Annotated in this window: 22 protein-coding genes and 1 pseudogene; 11 read left to right on the forward strand and 12 right to left on the reverse strand. The window is 72.7% G+C overall.

All coding sequences use genetic code 11. From position 1 onward, the window contains the following. Positions 1-151: 151 nt before the first annotated feature. Positions 152-1,204 (reverse strand): DMT family transporter, encoded by a 1,053-nt coding sequence (locus AB0L74_RS21275; RefSeq protein ID WP_365654398.1) that lies wholly within the window; start codon positions 1,202-1,204, stop codon positions 152-154. A gap of 147 nt (positions 1,205-1,351) precedes the next feature. Between AB0L74_RS21275 and AB0L74_RS21280 the strand changes: the two genes are divergently transcribed. Both AB0L74_RS21280 and AB0L74_RS21285 read left to right on the forward strand, forming a co-directional pair. After that, positions 1,352-1,804 carry an Lrp/AsnC family transcriptional regulator gene (locus AB0L74_RS21280; RefSeq protein ID WP_365654401.1) on the forward strand — a complete coding sequence of 151 codons (453 nt, stop codon included), beginning with the start codon at positions 1,352-1,354 and terminating at the stop codon, positions 1,802-1,804. Between the two features lie 497 nt (positions 1,805-2,301). Continuing rightward, positions 2,302-3,549 (forward strand): cytochrome P450, encoded by a 1,248-nt coding sequence (locus tag AB0L74_RS21285; RefSeq protein WP_365654404.1) that lies wholly within the window; start codon positions 2,302-2,304, stop codon positions 3,547-3,549. Between the two features lie 180 nt (positions 3,550-3,729). Here the strand turns inward: AB0L74_RS21285 and AB0L74_RS21290 are convergent, their stop codons facing one another. Then, positions 3,730-4,119, reverse strand: coding sequence for a VOC family protein (locus tag AB0L74_RS21290; protein ID WP_365654407.1), 390 nt, complete (start codon positions 4,117-4,119; stop codon positions 3,730-3,732). A 721-nt stretch (positions 4,120-4,840) separates the two neighbouring features. On the opposite strand from AB0L74_RS21290, the gene AB0L74_RS21295 reads away from it, so the two are divergent. Both AB0L74_RS21295 and AB0L74_RS21300 read left to right on the forward strand, forming a co-directional pair. Continuing rightward, the gene (locus tag AB0L74_RS21295) at positions 4,841-5,833 is read left to right on the forward strand and encodes a sporulation protein (RefSeq protein WP_365654409.1); all 993 of its coding nucleotides are present in this window, start codon (positions 4,841-4,843) and stop codon (positions 5,831-5,833) included. 150 nt (positions 5,834-5,983) lie between these two features. Continuing rightward, positions 5,984-6,439, forward strand: coding sequence for a TerB family tellurite resistance protein (locus AB0L74_RS21300; RefSeq protein WP_365654412.1), 456 nt, complete (start codon positions 5,984-5,986; stop codon positions 6,437-6,439). Positions 6,440-6,546: 107 nt separating this feature from the next. Here AB0L74_RS21300 and AB0L74_RS21305 read toward each other — a convergent pair. The 3 genes and pseudogenes from AB0L74_RS21305 to AB0L74_RS21315 all read right to left on the reverse strand — a co-directional run. Next, positions 6,547-7,057 (reverse strand): annotated as a pseudogene (locus AB0L74_RS21305) (glycoside hydrolase family 30 beta sandwich domain-containing protein); the annotation flags it as partial. 87 nt (positions 7,058-7,144) lie between these two features. Beyond that, positions 7,145-8,077 (reverse strand): M56 family metallopeptidase, encoded by a 933-nt coding sequence (locus tag AB0L74_RS21310; protein ID WP_365654413.1) that lies wholly within the window; start codon positions 8,075-8,077, stop codon positions 7,145-7,147. A gap of 6 nt (positions 8,078-8,083) precedes the next feature. Further along, on the reverse strand, positions 8,084-8,473 hold the full coding sequence (locus AB0L74_RS21315; RefSeq protein ID WP_365654416.1) for a BlaI/MecI/CopY family transcriptional regulator: 390 nt from the start codon (positions 8,471-8,473) through the stop codon (positions 8,084-8,086). Between the two features lie 505 nt (positions 8,474-8,978). Here AB0L74_RS21315 and AB0L74_RS21320 point away from each other — a divergent pair. Then, positions 8,979-9,281, forward strand: a complete 303-nt coding sequence (locus AB0L74_RS21320) for a twin-arginine translocase TatA/TatE family subunit (RefSeq protein WP_365654419.1) — start codon at positions 8,979-8,981, stop codon at positions 9,279-9,281. An 85-nt stretch (positions 9,282-9,366) separates the two neighbouring features. Here AB0L74_RS21320 and AB0L74_RS21325 read toward each other — a convergent pair whose 3' ends face one another. After that, entirely contained in the window at positions 9,367-11,175 is a 1,809-nt protein-coding gene (locus AB0L74_RS21325; protein ID WP_365654424.1) for an NAD(P)/FAD-dependent oxidoreductase, read from the reverse strand. Positions 11,176-11,346: 171 nt separating this feature from the next. On the opposite strand from AB0L74_RS21325, the gene AB0L74_RS21330 reads away from it, so the two are divergent. After that, positions 11,347-12,372 (forward strand): SMP-30/gluconolactonase/LRE family protein, encoded by a 1,026-nt coding sequence (locus AB0L74_RS21330; RefSeq protein WP_365654427.1) that lies wholly within the window; start codon positions 11,347-11,349, stop codon positions 12,370-12,372. A 15-nt stretch (positions 12,373-12,387) separates the two neighbouring features. Here AB0L74_RS21330 and AB0L74_RS21335 read toward each other — a convergent pair whose 3' ends face one another. Next, complete coding sequence (locus AB0L74_RS21335; RefSeq protein WP_365654430.1) at positions 12,388-12,981, reverse strand: helix-turn-helix domain-containing protein; 594 nt, start codon at positions 12,979-12,981, stop codon at positions 12,388-12,390. A 397-nt stretch (positions 12,982-13,378) separates the two neighbouring features. Between AB0L74_RS21335 and AB0L74_RS21340 the strand changes: the two genes are divergently transcribed. The 4 genes from AB0L74_RS21340 to AB0L74_RS21355 all read left to right on the forward strand — a co-directional run bounded on the left by AB0L74_RS21340 (position 13,379) and on the right by AB0L74_RS21355 (position 19,196). Then, positions 13,379-14,872 carry a family 43 glycosylhydrolase gene (locus AB0L74_RS21340; protein WP_365654433.1) on the forward strand — a complete coding sequence of 498 codons (1,494 nt, stop codon included), beginning with the start codon at positions 13,379-13,381 and terminating at the stop codon, positions 14,870-14,872. Positions 14,873-15,135: 263 nt separating this feature from the next. Next, positions 15,136-16,368, forward strand: coding sequence for a cytochrome P450 (locus AB0L74_RS21345; protein WP_365654436.1), 1,233 nt, complete (start codon positions 15,136-15,138; stop codon positions 16,366-16,368). A 447-nt stretch (positions 16,369-16,815) separates the two neighbouring features. Continuing rightward, the gene (gene abc-f / locus AB0L74_RS21350; RefSeq protein ID WP_365654439.1) at positions 16,816-18,450 is read left to right on the forward strand and encodes a ribosomal protection-like ABC-F family protein; all 1,635 of its coding nucleotides are present in this window, start codon (positions 16,816-16,818) and stop codon (positions 18,448-18,450) included. 158 nt (positions 18,451-18,608) lie between these two features. Next, on the forward strand, positions 18,609-19,196 hold the full coding sequence (locus tag AB0L74_RS21355; RefSeq protein ID WP_365654442.1) for a hypothetical protein: 588 nt from the start codon (positions 18,609-18,611) through the stop codon (positions 19,194-19,196). A 226-nt stretch (positions 19,197-19,422) separates the two neighbouring features. Here the strand turns inward: AB0L74_RS21355 and AB0L74_RS21360 are convergent, their stop codons facing one another. The 3 genes from AB0L74_RS21360 to AB0L74_RS21370 form a co-directional block, all read right to left on the reverse strand. Next, entirely contained in the window at positions 19,423-19,974 is a 552-nt protein-coding gene (locus AB0L74_RS21360; protein WP_365654444.1) for a TetR family transcriptional regulator, read from the reverse strand. A gap of 10 nt (positions 19,975-19,984) precedes the next feature. Continuing rightward, positions 19,985-20,566: a sugar O-acetyltransferase gene (locus AB0L74_RS21365; protein WP_365654447.1), complete on the reverse strand. Its 582-nt coding sequence runs from the start codon at positions 20,564-20,566 to the stop codon at positions 19,985-19,987. A gap of 182 nt (positions 20,567-20,748) precedes the next feature. After that, entirely contained in the window at positions 20,749-21,522 is a 774-nt protein-coding gene (locus AB0L74_RS21370) for an IclR family transcriptional regulator (RefSeq protein WP_365654450.1), read from the reverse strand. A gap of 128 nt (positions 21,523-21,650) precedes the next feature. Here AB0L74_RS21370 and hutH point away from each other — a divergent pair, with 128 nt between their 5' ends. After that, the gene (gene hutH / locus AB0L74_RS21375; RefSeq protein WP_365654453.1) at positions 21,651-23,186 is read left to right on the forward strand and encodes a histidine ammonia-lyase; all 1,536 of its coding nucleotides are present in this window, start codon (positions 21,651-21,653) and stop codon (positions 23,184-23,186) included. Positions 23,187-23,576: 390 nt separating this feature from the next. On the opposite strand, the gene hutG is transcribed toward hutH, so the two are convergent. Then, the gene (gene hutG / locus AB0L74_RS21380; protein ID WP_365654456.1) at positions 23,577-24,563 is read right to left on the reverse strand and encodes a formimidoylglutamase; all 987 of its coding nucleotides are present in this window, start codon (positions 24,561-24,563) and stop codon (positions 23,577-23,579) included. After that, entirely contained in the window at positions 24,560-26,242 is a 1,683-nt protein-coding gene (gene hutU, locus AB0L74_RS21385; protein ID WP_365654459.1) for a urocanate hydratase, read from the reverse strand. The genes hutG and hutU overlap by 4 nt, the downstream gene beginning before the upstream one ends. Between the last annotated feature and the right edge of the window lie 193 nt (positions 26,243-26,435).

Raw genomic sequence — 26,435 nt, forward strand, 5'->3', positions numbered from 1 at the left:
CCCTAGCGCCCCGGGACTCGCCGCGGCTCGTCTCGTCGACGGCCGGGGCGTTCCTCCGCGGGTCGGTGCGCGGGTCCGCCCCCACGGCGAGGCGGCGCGGTTGCGTGCCGGACGGCCGCGGACCCGGAGCGGTCCGGACGCTTCGTCCCCGCTACGGCCGCCGGCCGCCGTCGGCGGCTCGCCGCGCCGTCGGTACAGCCGCTCGGGGCTCGTCCGGCACGGGCTTCGTCCCGCCCGCCCTCCGAGCCGTCGCGGGCCGCGCGTGCGCGAGCCGATGGGCTCGCCGCCTCCCCGCCGGGTCCGGCCCCGCCGTCGTGCCCCGCCCCGGCTCGATCATGCCCAGCGCCACACCGACGACGATGATCACGCCGCCCGTCACCTGAGCGGGCCGGATGGACTCGTCGTTGATCACGACAGCGCCGATGACGCCGAAGACCGGGACCAGGTTGAGGATGTTGACCGCGACGCTCGACGCCATCCTGCGCAGACCGTAGTTGTAGAGCAGGAAACCGCCGACCGAGCACGCGACGGCCAGGTAGACCAGCAGCGCGGAGGCGGTCACGCCCGGCATCCGCCAGTCGCCGGCCTCCAGCAGGGACGCGAGCAGGAAGCCGGCCGCGCCCGCCAGGGTCTGGTGGTAGGTGACGCTCATGGCGTCCTGGCCGGCGCTCGCTTGCTTGCCGAGCACGTTGTAGCCGGCCCAGGCCAGCCCGCCGAGCAGCAGCAGGAGGTCTCCCAGCCAGCGTGAATCGCCTCCGACCTCGGCCCCGTTGCGTACGACGAGGAAGGCGCCGACCGTGGCCAGCACCACGCCCGCCACCCTTGGCGGCGGCATCCGGGTACGGAAGACGACGAGTTCCACCAGCATCGTCATCAGCGGGTACGTGGCCACGATCAGCGACGCGTCGGACGCCGTGGACAGGTCGACGCCGACGTTCTCCAGGACGAAGTACACGGTGATGCCGAGGAACCCGCTCAGACGGAGCCGCCACCGCTGCCGCCGGTCCGGCCGCGCCGGGCGGTTCCGGCTCAGCCGGACCATCACCCCCAGGAGCAGCGCGGCGAGGGTGAACCTGATGGCGCCGATACCGAGCGGGCCGACGTCCTCCAGGACCCGCTTGGTCACCGCGTACGAACTGCTCCAGAACAGCGCGGCCGCCATGACCGCGCCCACCGCCCGCACCGCGGGTCCTTGTCCACGCATGACAAGACGCTCCTCTCCCCTATCCGTTGCCGCCGACCCCACCGTGACCGAACGAACGCCAGGCGACTAGGCTGGAGGCTAACAAGATCATCGAAGACGATGCGAAGACTCCGAATTACCTTCGGAATCCGGTGAGGTGAGGCAAGCGTGGACGAACTAGATTCGGCGTTGGTGCGAATGCTTCAGGAGGACGGTCGGCGCACCAACCGGGACATGGCCCAGGAACTCGGCATCGCGCCGTCCACGTGTCTGGAGCGGATCCGGGCGCTGCGCAGGAGCGGCGTGCTGACGGGCTTTCACGCGGAGGCGGATCTCGCGGCGATCGGCCGCGGGTTGCAGGCGGTGATCGCCGTACGGGTCCGCCCGCCGACGCGTGCGGTGATCGAGTCGTTCCAGACCTTCCTGGAGGGGATGCCCGAGGTCATCTCGCTCTTCGTCCTCACCGGGAACGACGACTTCCTCGTGCACGTCGCCGTCCGGGACACCGACCATCTGCACGCGGTGGTCCTGGACAAGCTGACGAAGCGCCCGGAACTCGCCGACGTACGGACGTCGGTGGTCTACGGGCACCTGCGCAAGAAGGTGATCGGTCCGATGTGACACCGGCGCCGGCCCCGCTCACGGCGGTGCACCGGGCCGGTGGCGGGGACTCCTCGGGACCCGCCGCGATCAGCAGCCAGGCCGCCCGGGGCCGCCCGCGGCCCGGACCGACGTCGGCACGCCCCTACAGACGATCGCCTCCGCGGCCGTCACGGGCTGCCACCACACACTCTCGCGACACGGGCGGCTTCCCGCCTGGCCGATCAACCGGTCGTCAATCTCCGTGGCCGGCTGCGAGAATGGGCCCCGCACCAGTCCAGGAGCCGACCGACACCTCCGGCCCCGCGCCCCTCCGGCCCGGCGCACGGGCCCCCGCATCCGCCCCCGTCCGCCCAACCGCCCGCCGCCTCACCTCCGCACCCCCCCGATCAGCTGCCTCCTCGACGCCTTCCAGGGGAAGAACCTCGCCCACCACGGGCCGCCGGTCCGCGCCCACCACACAGCGCCCCCGAAGCCCTGCTCCCGATTCTCCCGACCGTCCGCCGAAGGAGACCACCGTGACCGAGCAGCCGATCCTCGTCCTCGACCCCACCGGCTCCGACCACCACGCCGAGCACCGGGCCCTGCGCGCCCAGGGCCCGGCGGCCCGGGTCGACATCCTCGGTGTCCAGGCCTGGGCCGTGACCGATCCCGCCCTCCTCAAGACTTTGCTGACCAGCCCCGACGTGTCCAAGGACCCCCGCGCGCACTGGCCCGCCTTCGCCGAGACCGTCACCCGCTGGCCGCTGGCACTGTGGGTCGAGCCGGCGAACATGTTCACCTCCTACGGTGGCGACCACCGCCGCCTGCGCCGCATGATCGCCCCCGCGTTCAGCGCCCGCCGCGTCGCCGGCATGAAGGACGCCATCGACCACATGGTGGCCACCCTGATCGACAACCTGGCCGCGCTGCCCGCCGGGGAACCGGTGGACCTGCGCGAGCACCTGGCCTACCCGCTGCCCATCGCGGTGATCGGCCTCCTGATGGGCGTACCCGAAGAGCAGCGCTACGCCCTCCGCGGTCTCGTCGACAACGTCTTCGACACCACCCTCTCCCCCGCCGAGGCCCAGGCCAACGCCACCGTGCTGTACGAGCGGCTGGACGAGCTCATCGCCACCAAGCGCCGCCTCCCCGGCGACGACATGACGTCCCAGCTGATCGCCGCGCGGGACGACGAGACCGACGGCACCGGCCTGACCCAGGAGGAACTGCGCGACACACTGCTGCTGATGATCAGCGCCGGGTACGAAACCACCGTCAACGTCATCGACCAGAGCGTCCACGCCCTGCTCACCCGCCCCGACCAGCTGCGCCTGGTCCGCTCCGGGGCCATCGGCTGGAACGACGTCGTCGAGGAGACCCTGCGCCACGAGCCGGCCGTCAAGCATCTGCCCCTGCGCTACGCCGTCAACGACATTCCCCTGCCCGACGGACGGACCATCGCCCGCGGTGAGGCCATCCTCGCCTCCTACGCCGCCGCCAACCGCCACCCCGGCTGGCATCGCGACCCCGACGACTTCGACGCCGCACGCCCCCAGCAGGAACACCTGGCCTTCGGCCACGGCGTCCACTACTGCCTCGGCGCCCCCTTGGCCCGTCTCCAAGTCGCCACCGCCCTGGAACACCTCTTCGGCCGCTTCCCGCACATCCGGCTCGCCGTCCCCGCCGCGGAACTGCGGCCGGTCCCCTCCCTCATCAGCAACGGCCACCAGTCCCTCCCCGTCCACCTCCACGGCCCCCTGCCCGACGGCCGGCCGACGGCGTGACGGCGTCGGCATCCGGCTGGAGGATGCCGGCGCCCGCCCGCGCTCCGACGTCCCCTGCTCCGCCGCCGGGCGCCGGCCCCCACACGCTCGGCCGGGCATCGGAGGCGGTGGGACGACAGGCCCGGGGCCGGCCGCTACCGGGGGCCGCGCCCGCACGAGACGCGGCCCCCCGGGGGGTGGTTACGACGGCCGGCCGCCGTAGGGCACGGTGATGAGCTCCATGGCGTGGCCCACCGGGTCCGTGAAGTAGACGCCGCGGCCGCCGTCGTTGTGGTTGATCGTGCCGGGCCGCGTCTGGTGCGGGTCGGCGTAGTGCTCGATGCCGCGCCGCTGGATCCGCGCGTACGCCGCGTCGAACTCCTCCTCGGAGATGAGGAAGGCGTAGTGCTGCGGGGTGATCCGGTCCGCGGGGACGGTGGCGAAGTCCAGGGTGACGCCGTTGCTCAGGTCCACCGCGATGAACGGGCCCCACTCGGCGGTGATCTCAAGGTCCAGCAGGTTCGTGAAGAACTCCGCGGACTCCCGGTTGTCCCGGGCGTGGATGATCGTGTGATTCAGCTCAACGGACAAGGAATGCCTCCGAGGGCATCTCCCGACACCTCCATGCCTCACCCGGCCGGTGACCGACACGCGATGTCGCCACGCATCCTAGCGGCCGTGGTCCGTGTGTGCCGAACCGGTCGGAGAGGAGCGGCAGTTGTGAGCAGGACGCGACCGGAGCCAGCGTGTGCCCGGAGTTTTCGGCCACCCCCGGCCCGCAAGGCGGAAGCGGCCATTCCATGCACCAGCGCCCGGCTGGTGGGGTGAGCGTGCCGGCATGTGTCTCACGCCCGTCGCGCAGTTCGTCGACGGCGTACGCCGACTCGGCCGGGCCGCGGGCGCAGGGGTGGGCGAGACGGTGCGCCGGCCGGTCGGCGCTCCCCGCCCGCACCGGAGGCGCGAGGCCGCTCGGCCCATCCGGCCGCCGCCCGGATGTTCACGTGCCGCGACGCTTCCGGCGCCCCTGAGGCCCTATGCTTCTACTCGTTTGTAGAAGACGCGCGCGAGCCGGGCTCGCGCTCCGGGGACGACACATGCCTTCGACCGACCTGGACAGGCGCCGGGCGGGGCCCGGGTGGACAAGACCCGCCCGGCCTCCCGGCCGGCCCGGAGTACGCCCGCTCGGTCCGGGTGCCGGCCGTCCTCGGCACCCGGGCCGGGTGACCGGCTCGCGAACCGCCGCGGCGCCGCGCGCCCCTGAGCGGGCGGCACCCCCATGGAACACACGCATGTTTAAGGAGTGGACGCCACCATGGTGTTCAAACGACTGCTCGGCTCGCTCGGCGTGGGCGGCCCCACCGTCGACACGGTCCTCGACCCGGGCCCCGTCCGGCCCGGCGGTGCGCTCACCGGCCAGGTTCATCTCAAGGGCGGCAGCGCCGGCTTCGACATCGAGCACATCACCCTGGAGCTGGTGGCCCGGGTGGAGGCCGAGCACGAGGAGGGCGAGAGCGAGGGCGTCGTCGCCTTCGATCGGTTCACCGTCGGCGGCGGCTTCCGGCTCGCCGAGGGCGAGCACCGCGATGTGCCGTTCAGCGTGACCCTGCCGTGGGAGACACCGATCACGGAACTGTACGGACAGCCGCTGGGCATCGTGCTCGGCGTGCGGACGGAGCTGTCGGTGGCCGGCGCCCGGGACAAGGGCGACCTGGACCCGCTGGCCGTCGGCCCGCTGCCCGTACAGGAGGCGATCCTCGAGGCTTTCGGGCAGCTCGGGTTCGGCTTCAAGTCGGCCGACCTGGAACTGGGCCGCATCGGCGGCACGGGGCAGCAGCTGCCCTTCTACCAGGAGATCGAGATCACCCCGTCGCCGCGGTACGCCCACCAGGTCAACGAGATCGAGGTGACCTTCCTGGCCCACCCGGGCGGCATGGAGGTCGTCCTGGAGGCCGACCGGCGCGGCGGCTTCCTCTCCTCCGGCCACGACGCGCTCACCCGCTTCACCGTCGGCCACCAGGACACTCGCGACTGGAACGCCGAGGTCGACGGCTGGGTCCGCCAGCTGGTCGAGCATCGCACGTCGTACGCCTCGCACGGCATGTACGGCCACGATGACCCGTACGCGGCCCATGGGCACGGCGACCACCACCGCGACGGCCACCACCGGTCCGGCCCCGGCATGGGCACCGCCGTCGCCGCGGGCGCCGCCGGGCTGGCGGTCGGCGTCGTCGGCGGCATGGTCGCGTCCGAAGTCGTCGACGAGATCGGGGACTTCTTCGAAGGCGACGAGGAGGACGAGGGCTGACGGCGGCCCCCGCCGGACGGCCTCCGGCGGGCGGGCGGGGGGTGGGGGAACCGCTCCCCCCACCCCCGCTGATAAGTTCTACATTGTTTGTAGAAACAAGTGGCCCGGAGGACTCGGTCCGGGCCGCCTCCCGACACACACGGAGTTCTCATGGCCCTGTGGGACCGCGTCAAGGAGTCCGCATCGCAGATGCAGACCCAGCTCATGGCGAAGAAGAACGACCTCAAGAGCGGCGCCTTCCGCGACGCGAGCATGGCGATGTGCGCCCTGGTCGCCGCCGCCGACGGCACCGTCGACCCGGCCGAGCGGCAGCGCGTGGCCCAGCTCATCGCCACCAACGACGTGCTGCGGAATTTTCCCGCCGACGATCTGCGCCGCCGCTTCGAGGCGAACCTGGACAAGCTGACGGCCGACTTCGCCTTCGGCAGGGTCGGTGTCCTCCAGGAGATCGCCAAGGCGAAGAAGAAGCCCGCCGAGGCGCGCGCGGTCGTCCAGATCGGCATCGTCATCGGCGGCGCCGACGGCGACTTCGACAAGGACGAGCAGGCCGTCGTCCGCGAGGCGTGCTACGCCCTGGACCTGCCGCCGCACGAGTTCGACCTCTGACCGGCCCCGGCCGGGGCGGCGGGCGTCACCCGCGCAGACTTGCGCCGCCCCAGGGAAGGCAGGGGGCGGCGCAAGCGGGCAGGAGGGGAAGAGACCGCCGGTCAGGAGGCCAGCCCGGTGAGGGCTCCGGTGACGCCGTCGCCGCCGCCACCGGGCGTGCCCGACCAGGTGAAGGACGCGGTGGTGCGGGCGGGCAAGGTGTACACGAAGGACTGGCCGCCCCAGTCGACCCGCACCGAGCGGGGTGCGGTGCCGCCGTTGTGGGCGATCAGCGCCTTGGAGCCGTCGGGGTTGCGCCAGGCCGCGTTGGGCACGGCGGCGGAGGCCGGGGAGGGAGGCGACGCGGTACGCGCCGGGCTTCCCGAACTCCGTCAGATGCCCGGTGGTGTAGTACTCGATCGCGTAGTCGGCCTGTCCGGCCCCCGGACCGCCCTCCTGGACGGTGATCAGTCCCGTGCAGGTGCCGCGACCGCCGTTGTGCGGTCCCATGTTCTGATTGAGCGCGATGCTCCACTTGACCAGGCTGCCGCTCCAGTCGCGGGCGTAGCCGACGATGTCCGCCAGGTCGTCGTTGTGCTGGTTGGCCATCCAGGTGCCGCCGGAGTGCTCGGTGCTGAACATAAGGCGTGTTGAGGTTTTCGCGCCGGCGGGCCCGGCATCCCCTCGGTCGCCGTCACCTCTTGGCGAGGTGTCACTTCGCCGGACTCAAAGGGGCGTGGCCGCGTACAGGATGAGCACCATCGTCACGGCGGCGTTCGCCGACGACATCGCCGACACGGCGGCCCCCGCCGCCGCGCCCCACGCCGCCAGCCCCACCGAGGTGAACAGCGACGGCCAGCTGCGCCCCACCGGGGCGGGCCCGAGCAGGGCCGCCACCCTGCGCGGCACCGGTCCCGCCGCGGCGAAACCCGCCAGCGTGGCCACCGGAGTGCCCCGGGACACCAGGGCCGCCTTGCCGATCGCGTACGCCACCGTCCGGCGGCTGCCGACCACCCGGGCGGCGTCCTCGTCCGCCCACCGCTCCGTCGTGTAGGACACCGCCGTCCGCAACGGCCGCAGGAAGGGATTGGCCTGCGCCGCGAGCCGGGCCGCGAGGAGGAAGCGATGGTGACGGGCGGCCAGGTGGGCCCGTTCGTGGGCGAACAGCGCCCGGCGCTCGGCCGGCTCCAGACTGTCCAGCAGGGCCGTGGTCACCACCACGCGATCCCGCCGGCCGCCCGGCAGGGCATACGCGTAGGGAACACCGTCCGGAAGGACCGCCACCTCCGTCTCCGGCAGCCCGGCCAGGGCGCGGTGGGCGCGACGGCGCACCCGGCCGTGCCGCCACAGCGTCCGGCCGCACACCACCAGCACCACGCACAGGGCGGGGATCGCGGCCTTGCCCGCGACTTCGTCGTACGGGACCGCCTCGCGCACTTCGGGGTCCGACCAGCCGTCGGGCAGCGGGTTGCCGGGCAGCTGGGCGGTTCCCACCACCATCACCAGCCCCAGGCAGACCGTGCTGCACACGGCCATCACCACGGCCACCCCGGTCAGCAGCCTGGTCGCGGCCCGCGGATGCAGATGCTGCTCGGCCAGGCGCGCGATCGGCCAGGCCGTCAGGGGCAGCACCAGCGGCAGAAAGACGAACACCCCCATGAGGCTTCAGTCGTCCCCTTCGTTCCCGGTCTGGCCCAGCAGTTCCCGCAGCAGGCGTTCGTCGTCCGGACCGAGGCCGGTGACGAAGCGGGCCAGCACCGCCTCCCGGTCGTTCTCGGCGTCCAGCAGCCTGCGCATCTTGTGGGCGGCCAGGCCCGCCTGGTCCGAGGCGGGCGTCCAGGCGAAGGACCGGCCCGCCCGCTCCCGGGTGACCACGCCCTTGGCCAGCAGCCGGGTCAGGATGGTGACGACGGTCGTGTAGGCGAGGTCTCCGCCCAGGCGCTCCTGCACCCAGCCGGCCGTCGCCGGGCCGCCCGCCTCCCGCAGCGCCGACAGGACCAGCGCCTCCAGCTCGCCCTGTCCCCGCCGCCGGGAACGCTGCCGATGCTCCGCCACCCGGGTCTCCCTTCCGCCGCCGCCTGTTTTCCCGGCGGACATCGTATAGACGCCCCCGGGTCCCCCATGCCGTCCGGCGAGTCCCGCCGCTCCGCCGGCTCCTCGCGCTGTCCGTACGGGCGGGGACGCGCGCCGCCCCGGGACGTGCCCGCACATCGTCACCGCTGCTCCCCCTCGCCCGCCGTCCCGCCTTTCTCGGGAGCGGCGGAAAATTCTACAGTGGTGTAGATTCTTTCTGTGGGTCCGCGCCGCGGTCTCGCCCGCACCTGCCGTGAAGGAGTACGCAGTGGGAGTCTCCCTGACCACAGGCGGCAATGTCCCGCTCAGCAAGGAGGCGCCCGTACTGGCCGCCGCCGGACCGGCCGGTATCGCCGCCGACTTCGGCCTGGGCGTCTGACCCGGCCGGGTGCGCCGCCGGGCACCCGGCCCACGGCCACCGGGGCACCCCTCCCCGCATCCGCCGGCACACGCCCGGCCCGCGCTCACGAGAAGGAGCAAGGCACCCATGTTCGGACTGGGCGAACTCGCCATCGTCCTCATCGTCGTCATAGCCCTCCTGGTCGCCAAGAAGGGCCCGGAGCTGGCCCGGTCCGCGGGCAAGGCGGCCCGCATCCTCAAGGCCGAGGCACGCGCCATGAAGGAAAAGGAAACGGAAGAGGACGGGACGCCGGCCGGCCGGGCTCCCCGGATCGTCCAGGGCGAGACCGTGGCACCGGGCACCGGCTCGGCCGCAGCCGGTCCGGAAGCGCCGCCCGCTCCCGGACCCGAGCGGACGGCCGGCACGCCGCCGCGGGACGGCAAGCCGTAGCACCGGGGCCCCGGCCGAGTCCCCCCGCGCGCCGGGGACGGCCGTCCACTCCGCCCCGCACGCATCGGCTCACCGTGGGGTTGCGCTAGCTACGAGCGGGCGTCGTGGGGCGGAGGATCTCGTCCATGGACTCCTCGCGCCACCGCTTCAGGAGTGTGTGGAAGGAGGGCGCGCCGTGGGGGTAGGCGGTCGGGCCGTTCGGCCGGCCGCGCCCTTCGGCGTTGTAGTAGCCGGGCGTGCACTCGGCGTGGAACCACTCGTGGTCGGGGGCGTCCTCGGCCAGGGCGGCGATCCAGGCGTCCTCGGCCTCGCGTGAGGGCTCGATCACGGCGTCCTTGGCTTCGGCGGCCGCGACGAGTGCCGCCGCGTGGACGGCGTGCTCGTCCAGGACGTGCGTGTAGTTGACGCTGCTGGCGCTCTGCACCGTTCCCATCTGGATCAGGTTCGGGAAGCCGTTGCTGGTGAAGCCGTGCAGGGTGCGCGGGCCCTCCTCCCGCCAGGCGTGCAGCAGCTGGACGCCGTCCCGGCCGTGGACGGGCAGTCTGCCGGAGTGGACGCCGGAGACTCCGACGGAGAACCCGGTGGCGAAGATCAGGCAGTCGAGTTCGTACTCGGTGCCGCCGGCCACGACGCCGCGTTCGGTCATCCGCTCGATGCCGTGGGTGTCCGCGGTGTCGACCAGGGTGACGTTGTCCCGGTTGAACGCCTGGAGATAGGTGTCCGAGAAGGTGGGGCGCTTGCACGCGTACCGGTACCAGGGCTTGAGCTTCTCCGCCGTGTCCGGGTCGGTGACGATCCGCTCGACGCGGGCGCGGATCTCGTTCATCTTGGCGGCGTCCGCGACCTCGTAGGCCGCCTCGAACGCCACCCGGTCGCCTTGGCGGCGAAAGCTCGGCACGAGCTTCTCCAAGAGGGCCGCCGAGGCGGTCCACTGGTCCGCCACGAGGTCCTCGTCGGCAGATTCGCCCGAGACGATCCGCAGGAAGTTGTCGCGGCGCTCGCGTGCCCAGCCGTCGCGGTCGGCGCCGACGTCCCGAGCGGTGGTACGGCGGTTGGCGCGCACGTCCACGGTGGAGGGGGTGCGCTGGAAGACGTAGAGGTGTCCGGCGTCCTCGGCCAGCTTCGGGACGACCTGGACGCCGGTGGCGCCGGTGCCCACGACGCCCACGCGCTTGTCCGCGAGGCCGGTCAGGCCGCCGTCCGGGGTGCCCTTGGTGTAGGCGTAGTCCCAGCGAGAGGTGTGGAAGGTGTGGCCCTTGAAGGTCTCGATGCCGGGAATGCCGGGGAGCTTCAGCTCGGACAGCGTGCCGGTGGCCGTGATGACGTACGTCGCCCGGAACTCGTCACCCCGGTCGGTCGCGACGATCCACGCCTGGGCTTCCTCGTCCCAGGACAGCGACGTGACCGCCGTGGAGAACAGGGCGTCCGCGTAGAGGTCGAACTTCTCCGCGATCCGCACCGCGTGGCGGCGGATCTCCTCCCCCGGAGCGTACTTCCACTCCGGCACGTATCCGGTCTCGTCGAGCAGGGGCAGGTACACATGTGACTCGATGTCGCAGTGGATGCCCGGATACCGGTTCCAGTACCAGGTTCCCCCGAAGTCACCGCCCTTCTCGATGACGCGGACGCGCCGGACACCCCGCTGGCGCAGCCGCGCCCCGGCGAGGATGCCGCCGAATCCGCCGCCGACGACGGCGACGTCCACCCGGTCCCGCAGCGGCTCGCGCTCAGGGGTCTCAGCGGCGTACGGATCGTCGGCGTAGTAGCCGAACCCGGCGTCCGGGGCGAGGTACTGGCGGGCGCCGTCGGACCGCACACGTCGCTCCCGTTCGAGCCGGTAGCGCTCCCTCAGCTCGGCGAGTTCCTCGGAGGACGACGCCTGACCTTGTGTCATGTGGGGGTCCCGTTCATTCCGGTTCGCTGCCATGGAGCCGTCTCGTTCCTGAACTCAGCCAGCAGTCGCAGGACTTGAGCAGCCATGCACTACCGTAACAAGGACCGGACAGCGTTGTCCGGTTGATGCGGAGGTTCCTTCCGCGTATCTCGGACAGGAAGAGTGATTCCCATGCGACGACTCCCGATCCGGCCCCTCGCCGGGCTCGCCACCATCGGTCTGCTGACTCTCACCGGATGCGGGACGCAGGCCGCCGGCCCCGCGGCGGACGCGGCGGACGCCGGCGGCGCGGACAGGACCATCCGTGCCCAGCAGGTCATGCGGCTGACCAAGGTGCACGAGAAGACGGGGATGACCCTGCTGGAGGGTCCGTCCTTCGACGAGAACGGACACCTGCTCGTCGTCGACGTCACCGCGCCCGCGGGCGAACCGAAGGTGCTGCGCGTCGACGTCGGGAAGAAGACCTCGCGCGAGGTGTACTCCGACGACCGGGGCGCTTACACCTCTGCCCAGTTCAGCCCGTACGACGGGCGCGTCTACCTGACCGACTTCTCCCGCGGCGACATCGTGAGTCTGGCTCCGGACGGCGGTGATCCGCGGACCTTCTTCTCCGGAGAGGTCGACGGAGCGCGGATGAACCCCGACGACCTGGCCTTCGACCGGGAGGGCAACCTGTACGTCAGCGACTCACGCGGCATGTCCGAGGGAGAGGCGAAGGGCCGCGTGGTGCGCATCGACCGCGAGGGGAAGCAGGCCACCGTCCTGGCGGACGGTCTCGCCGCGCCGAACGGCATCTCCTTCGACCCGGACTACCGCGGGCTGTGGTTCAGCGAGCTGACGCAGAACCGCGTCTCGTATCTCCTGTTGGACGGCGAGGGGAACGTGTCGTCGCGGCACACCGCCATCCGGGTCGACGGCGGGGTCGCGCAGACCGACTCGATCGCCGTGGACGCGGAGGGCAACCTCTACCAGGGCCTGCACGGCCGGCCCGCGATGGCGGTGTACGACCGGTACGGCGAGCGCCTGGCGACCGTCGAGGTCCCCGCCCGCGCCGCGGAAGGGCTCCAGTCGGCGACCAACGTGGCCATCACGCCCGGAGGCACCAAGGCCTACATGACCGTCAGCGGGCCCGCCGGGGGCTACCTGTACACCTTCGACGCGCTGGCGGAGGGTGTCCGCCAGTCCAACGGCGGCTGACTCCCTTCTCCCCGCTCAGCCCTCGAAGGGCCGCACCGGTCCCACCTCGACCCCGAGCAGCCGCCAGGCCGCCAGTGCCCGGCGTTCCCGCTGCTCCCGGGTGGGGCCGGTGACGGCACCGGCGACCATGGCGACAGCGATCATGAGGTCGTCAGGCTCCGCGGCGAGCCGGTGACCGTCCGGCAGATGCCGCCGCAGCGCTCGCTCGACCCGCTGGGACAGGGCCAGGGCGTACGCGGGGGCGTCGGAGTGACTGCCCGCCGCATCGGCGTGCAGGACGCTGATGAAAGCGGTCGACTCCGTCTGGTGCCAGGTCAGGACACCGAGGACCCGAGCGAGGTCCGCGCCCTCCGCGGCCGCCGCCTGCTCGATCTGCCGGACGTTCTCCTCCAGTACGGCGATCGCCACGGCGGCCCGGTCGGGGAAGTGCCGGTACAGCACGCCCTGACCGACGCCCGCCCGGCGCGCGATCGCGGACAGCGGAGCCTTCAGGCCCGACTCCGCGTAGATCTCCCGGGCGGCGGCGATGAGCGCGGCCCGGTTGCGGGCGGCAGCCTTGGGCCCCTCGTTCGCGGGGCGCCGCTCGACGGGGAGGGGTTGCTGCGTCACTCCGAGAGGATATCGGAGCGGGCCGGGACGGGACCCGCCCCGGGCACCCGCCCCGGCGTCCCGTGCGCGGCGTCGGAGGGCTCCCGGTGACCAGGCGCCGGGCCTTCCTCCCGTGACGGCGGCGGGCCGGCGGGTGGCCGGCGAAGACCAGGACCGGTCCCGCCCCGCCCCGTCCCGTCCGGCCCGGTCCGGGCCGCCGAAGGCTGGGCGAGCACGGCTGCCGGCGTGTCCTGCCCCGGCTGCCTGGAAGGCGGCGCCGTGGTCACCGTGACTGTGTAGGGTCGTCCATCCAGCTCTACCGGCTCGGTGTCCGGGGCACACGCACCCCGGGCACACGCGATGGCCCGCGCGACCGGGCCGGATCCCGACGCCCCGCACCCTGAGGAGACAAAAGACCGTGGCGACACCCGTCATCGCCGGATTCCATCCCGACCCCTCGATCTGCCGCGTCGACGACACGTACTACCTCGCCAACTCCAGTTTCGAGTACGCACCCGGCGTTCCGGTCCACCGCAGCACCGACCTGCTCACCTGGACCCAGATCGGCAACGTACTGACCCGTCCCAGCCAGCTCGCGCCGCACGCCGGAACCGCCAGTACGGGCATCTACGCGCCGACGCTGCGCCACCACGACGGCAGATTCTGGATGGTGACGACGAACGTCTCGGAGATGCGCCGGGGACATCTGATCGTGTCCGCCGAGCAGCCGGAAGGACCGTGGACCGACCCGGTGTACGTGACGGGAACCGTCGGCATCGACCCCGATCTGGCCTGGGACGAGACGGGCGTATGCCACCTCACCTGGGCCTCCTTCCATCCTGACCTGCGCGGGATCGCGAGCGTGCCGATCGACCCCGCGACCGGCGCCATGCTGGCGGAACCGCGCCTGCTGTGGAACGGCACCGGCCTGGCGGCACCGGAGGGCCCGCACCTCTACCGCGTGGGAGAGTGGTGGTACCTCCTGCTCGCGGAGGGTGGCACGGAGCGAGGACACGCCGTCACCATCGCTCGCGCCCGCACCCTCGACGGACCCTTCGAGGCGGCGCCCCACAACCCGATCCTGACGCACCGCAGCACGGACCACCCGGTGCAGAACACCGGGCACGCCGACCTCGTGGAACTGGCCGACGGGTCCTGGGCCATGGTCTACCTGGGCGTGCGGCCCCGCGGCTGGACCCCCAAGTTCCACGTCAACGGACGCGAGACCTTCCTCGCCGGGGTGGACTGGGCCGACGGCTGGCCGGTCGTGAACGAGCGGCGGTTCCCGGTGACACCGCAGGACCACTCCTTCGCGGACCGGTTCGAGAGTCCCGAACTGGATCCCCGCTGGGTCGCCCCCGGCACCTTCCCCGCCGCCTTCGCGCGCTGGGAGGGCCGCGGCCGCCTCGTCCTCGTACGTCCGCCGCGGCCGCCTCGGGCGCCGGCGCTCCTGCTGACGCGCGCCAGGGACAGCCAGTGGACGGCGCAGGCGCGGCTGGACACCTCGTCCGGCACCGGCCGCTTCCTGGTCCGGATCGACAGCGACCACTGGTACGGGCTGACCGCCGGCGCGGACGGCGTCGAGGCGACGGTCGCGATCGGCCCCGCCGTCAGTGCGGCCGCCCGGATGCCCCGCCCTGCCGGACGGACCGTCACCCTGCGCATCACCGTCCGTGACTCCGACCGGTCCACGGCGCACGGCGAACCCCGCGAACCCGACCTCGTCGAACTCGCCGTGGTGGACGACGGAGGTACCTGCGACGTCCTGGGTACCTTCGACGGACGCTACCTCTCCACGGAGGTGGCCGGAGGATTCACCGGCCGGATGCTGGGCGTCGAGTTGGTCGACGGGGAGGTGGCACTCGAAGAAGTGTCCTACTCGGCGCACCCGGGCCGCGACACCCCGAGCTGACCACGCGCTCTCCTCGCGCGCGCTGCCCGGCGGACGGACAATCGGCCGACCGGGACACGCCTTCCGGTCAGACGTGGTGGCCAGGCGTCGGCCCGTCGGGTGGCACGGCGGGCCCGGCCCGGTTCCGCCGACGGACGGTCCGCGAGGGATTGCGCGCGGAGAGCCGAACTTCCAGGGGGCCCGGCTCGTTCGCCTGACGACGCACCGTGCCCCCTGGTACACCACGGAGGGCACGAGACCGCCGGAAACGGGAGAGACGCACCATGAGCACCCCCGAGCGATGCCCGTACGAGAACGGCAGAGTGGTCATCGATCCCGCCTTCAAGGCGGACGCCCCCGCCCGGTACGCCCGGCTGCGGCAGTCCGGCCCCATCCACCCGGCCGAGTTCCACCTGGGCCTGAAAGGCTGGGTGGTCGTCGGTCACGACCTGGCCCGGGAGGCGCTGACCCACCCCGCCCTGCTCAAGGACGCCACCCCCGCCGCCGAGGCCCTGGCCGCCGCCGGTTACGTCCTCCACCAGCCCAAGGTCGGACTGGGGGCGCAGATGATGGAGGCCGACCCGCCCGAGCACACCCGTCTGCGCCGGCTGGCCTCGGCCGCCTTCACACCACGCCGTACCGCCGAACTGGCGCCCCGCATCGAGCGGATCGCCCACGACCTGATCGACGCCATGCCGCCGTCGGGCGAACTCGACCTCGTCGAGGCGTTCAACGCCCCGCTGCCCGCCACGGTCATCGCCGAACTCCTCGGCATCCCGCGGGAGCACCACCTGGACTTCCGCCGCTGGTCGGCTCGGGCACTCCAAGTGGCCTCGCCCGAGCACCGCCCGGCCCTGGCCGGCCTCCACGGGCTGCTGGCCGGCCTCATCGCGGACAAACGACGCCACCCCCAGGACGACCTGCTGTCCGCCCTGGTCGCCGTGCGCGACGAGGAGGACGGCAGGCTCTCCGAGGAGGAGCTGGTGGGCACGGCCATGATGCTGGTCGTCGCCGGCCACGAGAGCACGGTGAACCTGCTGGGCAACGCCGTGCTGGCCCTGCTGCGACACCCCGACCAGCTCGGGCTGCTGCGCGAACGGCCCGAGCTGATGCCCGGCGCGGTGGAGGAGTTCTTGCGCTACGACACCTCGGTCGAGCGTTCCACCAGCCGCTACGCCGCGCAGGATCTGACGCTGGGCGGCGTGCCGATCCCCCGCGGCGGCATGATCGTCGTCGCTCTCGGATCGGCCGGGCACGACGCCCCGCAGACCGTGGGCACCGACCCCACCCTGCTGGACGTGACCCGGCCGAGCCCCCGTCACCTGGCCTTCGGACACGGCATCCACTACTGCCTGGGCGCCCCCCTCGCCCGGCTGGAGACGGCCATCGCCCTGCGCACCCTGCTCTCCCGCCTCCCCGAACTGGAACTCGCCGCCCCGGTGGACTCCCTCGAGTGGATCGGCTCGGGAATCATCCGCGGCGTCCTGTCCCTTCCCGTGCGCTACCGCGCCGCCTGACGGTACGCGCCCGCGGCCGCGGCGGCCCGCACCCGGGCGTGCCCTCGCACCGGCGGCGCGTCCGCGCCCCGCGGCTCGCACGGCGACGGCACGGCCGTGGGGCAGCGGGCGGCGGAGCGGAACGTGAACGACGTCCAGGGCGGGCTGGGCGGTCCCCGCGCGACACGTCCGGCGCACACACACGTATGAACCCGGACGACCGCCCGTGCGGACGGACCGGCCGGCACCGGACAGGAGAAACGTCTGCTAAGATACCAGTGACCCGACCCCTGTGATCGAGGAGCGGCAGTCGTGGCAGGTGAAGACGACATCTCCGGGTGAGACCCGGATCTGACAGGCCGCCGGCCGGTGCTCAGGAGCACTGCCGAGGTGGCCCGTTCGTCGTCCCCTTTCCCACACTGCCCAGGGCAGAGCTCTGTCTGCCCTCGATCCTTCGAGGTCACCTCCATGTCCGACACCGCCATCGTCTGCTCGAACCTCTCCTTCGCCTGGCCCGACGACACCCCGGTCTTCCGCGATCTCTCCTTCACCGTGACCAGCGGCCGTACGGGCCTGGTCGCCCCCAACGGCTCCGGCAAGAGCACGCTGCTCAAGCTGATCGCCGGGGAACTCAGGCCCGCCACCGGCTCGGTGTCGGTCGACGGGACGCTGGGCTACCTCCCGCAGAGCCTCCCCCTGACCGGCGATCTCACCGTCGCCGAGGTGCTCGGCGTCGCCGCGGTGATCCGCGCCCTGGACGCCGTCGAGTCCGGCGACGTCAGCGAGGAGCACTTCACCACCATCGGCGACGACTGGGACATCGAGGAGCGCACCCGCGCCCAGCTCGACCGTCTCGGCCTGGCCGGCCTCGCCCTGGACCGCAGCCTGAGCACACTCAGCGGCGGGCAGGTCGTCTCCCTCGGACTCGCCGCCCAACTGCTCAAGCGCCCCGACGTGCTGCTGCTCGACGAGCCCACCAACAACCTCGACCTGGAGGCCCGGCACCAGCTCTACGACGTGCTCACGGACTTCAACGGCTGCCTGCTGCTGGTCAGCCACGACCGCGCGCTGCTCGACCGCATGGAACGCATCGCCGAACTCACCGGCGACGAACTGCGCTGGTACGGCGGCAACTTCACCGAGTACGAAGAGGCCGTGCGCGCCGAACAGGAGGCCGCCGAGAAGAACGTCCGCAACGCCGAGCAGGAACTGAAGCGGGAGAAGCGGGAGATGCAGCAGGCCCGCGAACGCGCCGAGCGCCGCGCGAGCAACGCGGCCCGCAACCTCAAGAACGCGGGCCTGCCCAGGATCTTCGCCGGCGCCATGAAGCGGGGCGCGCAGGAGTCCGCGGGCCGGGCCGGCCAGACGCACGCGGCCCGGGTCAGCGAGGCCAAGGCCCGGCTCGACGAGGCCGGACGCGCACTGCGCGAGGAGCAGCGCCTCACCCTGGAGCTGCCCGGCACCCGGGTGCCCGCCGGGCGCAACCTCTTCCTCGGCGAGGGGATGCAGGTCCGCCTCGGCGGCAGCCCGGTCTTCGCGGAGGGCGGCGTCGACCTGACCGTCCGGGGCCCCGAACGCATCGCGCTGACCGGGCCCAACGGCGCCGGCAAGACCACCCTGATGCGTCTGATCACCGGTGATCTCGCCCCGGACAGCGGGGAGGTCAAGCGCAACGACGGCCGCATCGCCTACCTCTCCCAGCGCCTGGACCTGCTGGACCTGGACCGCACCGTGGCGGAGAACTTCGCCGCCTTCGCACCGGAGCGGCCCGAGGCGGAGCGGATGAACCTGCTCGCCCGCTTCCTCTTCCGGGGCCCCAGGGCGCACCTCCCCGCCGGGGTGCTCTCCGGCGGGGAACGACTGCGCGCCACCCTGGCCTGCGTGCTGTGCGCCGAACCGGCCCCTCATCTGCTGCTGCTCGACGAACCGACCAACAACCTCGACCTGGTCAGCGCGGGCCAGCTGGAAAGCGCGCTCAACTCCTACCAGGGCGCCTTCATGGTGATCAGTCACGACGAGCGGTTCCTCGCCGCGATCGGGGTCGACCGCTGGCTGAGGCTCGCCGACGGAACCCTCAAGGAGACCGGACCCCTCACGGCCTGACCCGCCGACATGTGCAGACACCTGTCACGCGGGACGGTGGTCCGCTCTCGGGCGAAGAGAGAAACGTCCGGCGAACCGTCCGGCGTCGACACTTATCTGCACGGCCCTCGACATGTGTACCATGCGCGACAACATCCATATCAAGGGAGTGAACGGCCGTGACCACCGAATCACCCGCCACACTGCGCGCGCGGTACGTAGAACAGGCCGCGTCGGACCTGGAGAAGAACCGTCGACTTCAGCAGGAACTGGCGGAGAAGATCGCGGTGTTGAAGCAGGAGGAAGCCCTCCTGTCGGACATCCTGAACCTCGCGGAGCAGTACAAGGGCTTCGCGGACACACCGCGTCTGCCCGAGCAGGCGCGGGACGAACCCGTCGCCGCGAAGGCGAAGCGGACGCCCGGCAAAGCCACTTCGCGGCGTTCGGCGGCGGCCAAGGCCGCTCCCGCGCGCGGCACGGCGAAAAAGGGTGCGAAGGGGAAGACCCGCCAGCCTCTGCTCGGTGACCTCTTGGCGGCCCTTCTCGCCCAGTACGACGAGCCTCGCCTGGCGAAGGACCTGCGGGAGGAGCTCCTGGAGAAGCACCCGGACCGCAACCCGACACCCCAGGTGGTACGGAACACCCTGGAATCCCTGGTCGCCAAGGGGCGCATCCGGCGCCAGAAGGAGGAGGGTTCCGTGATGTACACCCTCGTGAAGCCGGACGACCGGGAAGACGACACGGCCCCGGCGGGCGACGCCGGCTGACTCCGCTCGTCCCGCGGGCGGTACGCCGTACGTTCGGACACGCCGTCCTCCCCCGTGCGGCGCGGCACACCACGCGGGGCGCGAGAGACCCCTTCCGGCGGTTCGGCAAGGCAGGTGTGAGCACCCGCTCGAAGGTGGTGGATGCCGCCATCCACACCGGACCCAGAAGGCCCTCACCCGTTCAAGCACCCAGCACGCGTGTCACCAGCGTCCCGGGACAGCACAGCTAGAGCCTGTCGCCGCCGGTGATGCGGGTGACGGCCTCCAGGGTGAGGGCGCGGTCGTGGGGTTCCTGGGCCAGGGCGCGGTGCAGTGTCAGGCCCTCGATGAGGGCGTCCAGCTGACGGGCGGTGCCGGGGTCGAAGTGTCTTTCCAGGTGGGTGCGGCTGTGTGCCATCCATTCCTGGGTGAGTTCCCGGTAGGCGGGCCGGCGGGCGGCGAGGGTGTACAGCTCCTGGGTCAGGACGAGGTCGCGCCCGCTCCCCCCGGACAGTGTGTGGATGAGGTCGGCCACCGCGGCTCTGGCCTGGTCGGGGTCGGCCGCGGGTGCGAGATACGCGTCGAACAGGGCGACGATGTGCCCGGTGAAGTGGCGGAACGCCTCGCGGAGCAGGTCGTCGATGCCGTCGAAGTGGTAGGTCATCGACCCCAGCGGCACGTCCGCGCGTGCGGCGATCTTGCGGTGGGAGACACCCGCGACGCCCTCCTCGGCGATGAGGTCGAGGGTGGCGGCGACGATGCGCGCGCGGCGCTGAGGGTCGGTGTGCCCGGTGGCCATGGCGGTACCGTCACAGGTCCCGGACCGGCCGGGCCGGGTTGCCGACGGCGACGACGTTCGCGGGGATGTCCTTGGTGACGACGGCGCCCGCGCCGATGACGGAGTTGTCGCCGATGGTCACGCCGGGCAGGACGATGGCGCCGCCGCCGAGCCAGACGTTGTCGCCGATGACGATCGGCCGGGCGGCCTCCAGCTTGTCCCGCCGCGGTCGCGGCTCCAGGGGGTGGGTGGGGGTGAGCAGCTGGACGTTGGGACCGATCTGGCAGTCCTCGCCGATGGTGATGGTCGCGACGTCCAGTGCGGTGAGGTGGTAGTTGACGAAGGTGCGCGCGCCGATCGTGATGTTGCTGCCGTAGTCGACGTACAGCGGCGGCCGCACATGCGCCTCGTCGCCCAGCGAGCCGAGCAGTTCGGCGAGGAGCGGCCGAGCGGCCTCCGCGTCCTCGGCGTAGACGGCCTGGTAGCGGGCGGCCAGGCGTACGGCGTTCTGGTGGCGCCGGGCGATCTCGGGGTCGTCGGCGATGTAGAGGTCGCCCGCCAGCATGCGCTCCAGGTTCGTACGGGGGTCATCCGCGAAGTAGTCCGTCGGCATGCGCAGGATCGTACACGCGAAGAGCGTACGATCGTACGCTTCTCGCCCGGTCGCCGGCCGAGGCGATCGGCCGGGACGCGGCGGGACGCCCGTCCGCGTTCTGGCCACCGAGGTGAACGGCCGAAGTCCCACTGGTCATGTGCTGGTGCCGAGGACCGGACCGCGACCGGCCCGGAGGTCCGTCAGCGCCGCGCCGGGGTGACGCCGCCCACCCGGCGGGTCAGCTCCCGGGCCGTCTGCGCCACGTGCCCCGCGATCCGGTCGCGTTCCGCCTCGTCGGCCGACTCACCGGGGAAGGTGACGGAGACCCCGGCGATCGGGTGGGCGTGGTGGTCCAGCACGGGCGCGGCGACGGAGGACAGACCCGGGGTCACCTCGCCCTCCTCCGTCGCGTAGCCGCGGCGCCGCACCTGGGCCAGCAGACCGCGCAGTGCCGTCAGCGACGTGGGACCCACGCCGTGCCGCTGCACGAACGCCGACCGGTCCGGGAAGATGGCGCGCACCTGCGCGGGCGGCAGCAGGGCCAGCACCGCCCGGCCGCTGGCGGTCAGGTGGGCCGGCAGCCGCACCCCCACCTCGCTGACCAGCGGCGGCCGGCCCGGGGCACGCTCCTCGATGACGTAGATGACCTCACGGCCGTGCAGCACGGCGAGGTTCGCGTTGTGCCCGGTGCGGTCCACGAGCATCGCCAGCGGCGCCCGCGCCAGCCGCTGGAACGGCGCCTGGCGCTGATACCCGGAGGCCAGTTCGAAGGCGCTGACGCCGAGGCCGTAACGCCGCTCCTCCGGCAGGTGGACGACGAACCCGTCCGCGGCGAGGGTGTCGAGCAGGTGGTACGTCGTCGAACGGGGCAGACCCACATCGCGGCTGATGGCGGCCGCGGGCACGGGAGCGGCCTGCCGCGCCAGGTAGCGCAGCACGGCCAGCACCTGGGCGGCGGCCGGGACGATACTCATGGGCCGAGCGTAGACCAGTGGAGGCGTAAACCCAGTGTCTGGTATCCCAGACTGACTCGTCTGGGATACCAGACACTTCCCGTGCGGATGATCTCGCGGACGCGGCCGGCCTGCGGCTTCATAGAAGCATGACCGTTGTTGTTGGTGTCGGCCCGCTCTCCGCCGGCGAAGTCGTGTCCGTTGCCCGTCTCGGGACCCCCGTGGCCCTCGCCCCGGAGGCGCTGAAGGAAATCGCCCGCAGTCGCGAGGTCGTCCAAGCCCTCGCCGACGACGCCAAGCCCCACTACGGCGTCTCGACCGGTTTCGGGGCACTGGCCACCCGCCACATCCCCACCGAGCTGCGCGCCCAGCTCCAGCGCAGCCTGGTGCGTTCCCACGCCGCGGGCTCGGGTCCCGAGGTGGAGCGTGAGGTCGTCCGCGCGCTGATGCTCCTGCGCCTGTCCACCCTCGCCACGGGCCGTACGGGCGTACGGACACAGACCGCTAAGGCCTACGCCGCGCTGCTGAACGCCGGCATCACCCCGGTCGTCCACGAGTACGGCTCCCTCGGCTGCTCCGGCGACCTGGCCCCCCTCGCGCACTGCGCGCTGGCCGTCATGGGCGAGGGCGAGGTGCGCACCGCCGACGGCGTGCGCAAGCCCGCCGCCGAGGCGCTCGCCGAGGCGGGCATCACCCCGGTCGTCCTGGAGGAGAAGGAGGGCCTCGCCCTCATCAACGGCACCGACGGCATGCTCGGCATGCTCGTCCTCGCCGCCCACGACCTGCGCCGCCTGCTGCGCACGGCCGACATCGCCGCCGCGATGAGCGTCGAGGGCCAGCTCGGCACCGACGCCGTGTTCGCCGCCGACTTGCAGGCGCTGCGCCCGCACCCGGGCCAGGCGGACAGCGCCGCCAATCTGCGCTCCCTGCTCGCCGACTCGGCGATCGTCGCCAGCCACAAGGGCCCGGAGTGCACCCGCGTCCAGGACGCGTACTCGCTGCGCTGCACGCCGCAGGTCCATGGCACGGCCCGCGACACCCTCGCCCACGCCGAGCTGGTCGCCTCCCGTGAGCTGGCCAGCGCCGTCGACAACCCCGTCGTCACCCTCGACGGACGGGTGGAGAGCAACGGCAACTTCCACGGCGCCCCGGTCGCCGCCGTGCTCGACTTCCTGGCCATCTCGGTCGCCGACGTCGCCTCGATCTCCGAGCGCCGCACGGACCGGTTCCTCGACCCCGCCCGCAACCGCGGCCTCAACGCCTTCCTGGCCGACGACCCCGGTGTCGACTCCGGCCATATGATCGCGCAGTACACGCAGGCCGCGATCGTCTCCGAGCTCAAGCGGCTCGCCGTACCGGCCTCCGTCGACTCGATCCCCTCCAGCGCCATGCAGGAGGACCACGTCTCCATGGGCTGGTCCGCCGCCCGCAAGCTGCGCCGCGCCCTCGACGGACTCGGCCGCGTCCTCGCCGTGGAGCTCTACACCGCCGCCCGCGCCCTCGACCTGCGGGCCCCGCTGACGCCGGGACCGGCCACGGCGGCGGTGCGCGACGGGCTGCGCGAGACGGTCGACGGACCCGGCACGGACCGCTGGCTCGCCCCCGAGATCGAGGCGACCGTCCAGTACGTCACCTCCGGCCGCGCCGTGGCCGCCGCGGAGGCGGTCACCGGCCCGCTGGTCTGACCGAACCGTCCTCCCCCGCCCTCCCGGGCCCGCGCGGGCCCGGGAGGGCGCGGCCGTCCCCGGCCGGATGCCGGACGCGTTCGGGCGCGCCGTGTCCCCCGGTCGCGGCGGCCCCGGTGAGGGTCCGCCGCGGGTGGCGTCACCGGGGCAGGGGCGGCGTCACGCGAGCCCCTCGCCTTCTCCGGTGACGCCGTTACGGAGCGCGAGGCCGCTCGGCGGGCCGGCCATCGACCTCGGCGTGATGGAACGGCGCGCCGGGGCGACGGCACGGGCCGCCGGACCGGGCGGCCCGTGCCGTCGTCGAGAAAAGCCGCGGTCGCCAGGCCGCGGCTTTCGTCGCTCGCGCGGCCTGGCGACCTGTTCGGGGGCGGGCGCCGCCCGCCGGGGGTGTCACATCCGGGCGGTCGCCATGCGGTGGATCAGGCGGGCGCCGGCGCGGGCCGTGCGCTGGTCCACGTCGAACCGGGGGTTCAGCTCGGCGATGTCGCAGACCGCCAGCTTGCCGCTGGCCGCCACCCGGTGGCAGACGCGCTCGATGACGTCCATCGGCACCCCGTAGGCGGCGGGGGCGCTGACGCCCGGCGCGACCGCGGCGGGGAGCACGTCGAGGTCGATGCTCAGATGCACGAGGTCGCAGCTCGCGAGGAACTCGTCGACGAACGCCTCGGTGCGCGCCAGGTCCAGCGGGCCGCACTCGGTGTCCGGCAGATAGCGCACGCCGAGCCTGTCCGCGGTGTGGAACAGCCGCTGGGTGTTGCTCGGCTGGCTGACGCCCAGCACCCAGTAGTTGACGTCCCGGCCGTGCCGCTCCGCGCTCTGCGCGATCTGGAGGAAGGGCGTGCCGGAGCTGGGCCGGATGTCGTCGCGCAGGTCGAAGTGCGCGTCGAGGTTCAGCACCCCCGGACGGCCGCCCTCCCGCAGCGCCCGCGTCCGCTCCAGTCCGCTGTAGCTGCCGTACGCGACCTCGTGGCCGCCGCCCAGCACGAACACCGGGTGACCGCGGTCGACGAGCGCGGCGACCACACCTCCCAGGCGCTGCTGCCCCGCTTCCAGGGCGTCCTCGCCGTCCCCGGCGACCTCGACGTCGCCGACGTCGAGCGCGCGCAGCGGCTGGGGCAGGGCCATCGACGCGAGGGCGCGGCGCAGGGCGTCCGGGCCGGCCGCGGCGCCCGGCCGGCCCTTGTTGCGGCGTACGCCCTCGTCGCTGCGGAAGCCGACGAAGGCGACGTCTCCCGGCGCCGCCCGCTCCGGATCGAGGTGAACGGCGTGGTGCCAGCGCAGGTTCTCGGCACCGGGGCCGTCGTCCCGCCCGGTCCACGGTGTGGCGGGGACGTCCGTGCGCGGGTGCGGGGCTTCCTGATGGGTCACGACACTCACGCCGCGCCGTCCTCGGTCTCCGTCATCGGGATGCGCACGCCGCGCTCCCTGGCCACCGAGGCGGCGTGCTCGTACCCGGCGTCGACGTGCCGGATGACGCCCATGCCCGGGTCGTTGGTCAGGACGCGGGCGAGCTTGCGGGCGGCGAGTTCGGTGCCGTCGGCGACGCAGACCTGGCCGGCGTGGATGGAGCGGCCCATGCCGACGCCGCCGCCGTGGTGGATGGAGACCCAGGAGGCACCGGAGGCGGTGTTCACCAGGGCGTTGAGCAGGGGCCAGTCGGCGATGGCGTCGGAGCCGTCGAGCATCGACTCGGTCTCGCGGTAGGGCGAGGCGACGGAGCCGGAGTCGAGGTGGTCGCGGCCGATGACGATGGGGGCGGACAGTTCGCCGGAGGCGACCATCTCGTTGAAGCGCAGACCGGCGCGGTGCCGCTCGCCGTAGCCCAGCCAGCAGATCCGGGCGGGCAGGCCCTCGAACGCCACCCGCTCGCCGGCCATCTTCAGCCAGCGGTGCAGGTGCTCGTTCTCCGGGAAGAGCTCCATGATGGCCTTGTCGGTGGCCTCGATGTCCTTCGGGTCGCCGGAGAGGGCGGCCCAGCGGAAGGGGCCGAGGCCCTCCTCGAACAGCGGCCGGATGTGGGCGGGCACGAAGCCGGGGAAGTCGAACGCCCGCTGGTAGCCGGCCTTGCGGGCCTCGTCGCGGATCGAGTTGCCGTAGTCGAAGACCTCGGCGCCGGCGTCGAGGAAGCCGACCATGGCCTCGACGTGCTTGGCCATGGACGCGCGGGAGCGCTCGGTGAAGCCCTCGGGGTCCTTGCGGGCCTGCTCGTGCCACTCCTCGACGCTCACGCCGACGGGGAGGTAGGACAGCGGGTCGTGGGCGCTGGTCTGGTCGGTGACGATGTCGATGGGCGCGCCCCGCCGCAGCAGTTCGGGGAAGACCTCGGCGGCGTTGCCGAGCAGGCCGATGGAGAGCGGCCTGCGGGCGTCGCGGGCCTCGACGGCGAGGCGGAGGGCGTGGTCCAGGTCGTCGGCGGCGACGTCGAGGTAGCGGTGGGCGATGCGGCGCTCGATGCGCGTCGGGTCGACGTCGACGCAGAGGGCCACGCCGTCGTTCATGGTGACGGCCAGCGGCTGGGCGCCGCCCATGCCGCCGAGGCCGGCGGTGAGGGTGATGGTGCCGGCCAGGCTGCCGCCGAACTTCTTGCGGGCGACGGCGCCGAAGGTCTCGTAGGTGCCCTGGAGGATGCCCTGGCTGCCGATGTAGATCCAGGAACCGGCCGTCATCTGGCCGTACATCATCAGGCCCCGCGCCTCCAGCGAGCGGAACTCCTCCCAGTTGGCCCAGTCCCCGACCAGGTTGGAGTTGGCCAGCAGCACGCGCGGCGCCCACTCGCTGGTGCGCATCACGCCGACGGGCTTGCCGGACTGCACCAGCAGCGTCTCGTCGTCCTTGAGCGTCTTCAGCGTACGGACGATGGCGTCGTACGCCTCGCGGTTGCGGGCGGCCTTGCCGGTGCCGCCGTAGACGACGAGGTCCTCGGGGTGCTCGGCGACCTCGGGGTCGAGGTTGTTCATGAGCATCCGCAGGGCGGCTTCCTGCTGCCAGCCGAGGCAGTTCAGTTCGGTGCCGCGCGGGGCCCGGACGGCGCCCGGTGCTTCGGAAACGCTGGTCATGTGCACTCCTCACAGAGGGATCGAGCAGTTGCCCCGCCATGACACGGCAGCGGCGGACGCGGAGCCAGCGGCGCCCCCCGCCTTTCTCGGATCCGAGACCCTTCCCCGCCTCCCGTGACACCGGGCCCCTTCGGGAGGAGGGCCCGGAGAGGCTCTCCCTTAGGATTCGGGTCGGGTACGAGGCGGCAGTGGA

The sequence above is a fragment of the Streptomyces sp. NPDC052020 genome (genome assembly GCF_040680575.1).
Classification (GTDB): domain Bacteria; phylum Actinomycetota; class Actinomycetes; order Streptomycetales; family Streptomycetaceae; genus Streptomyces.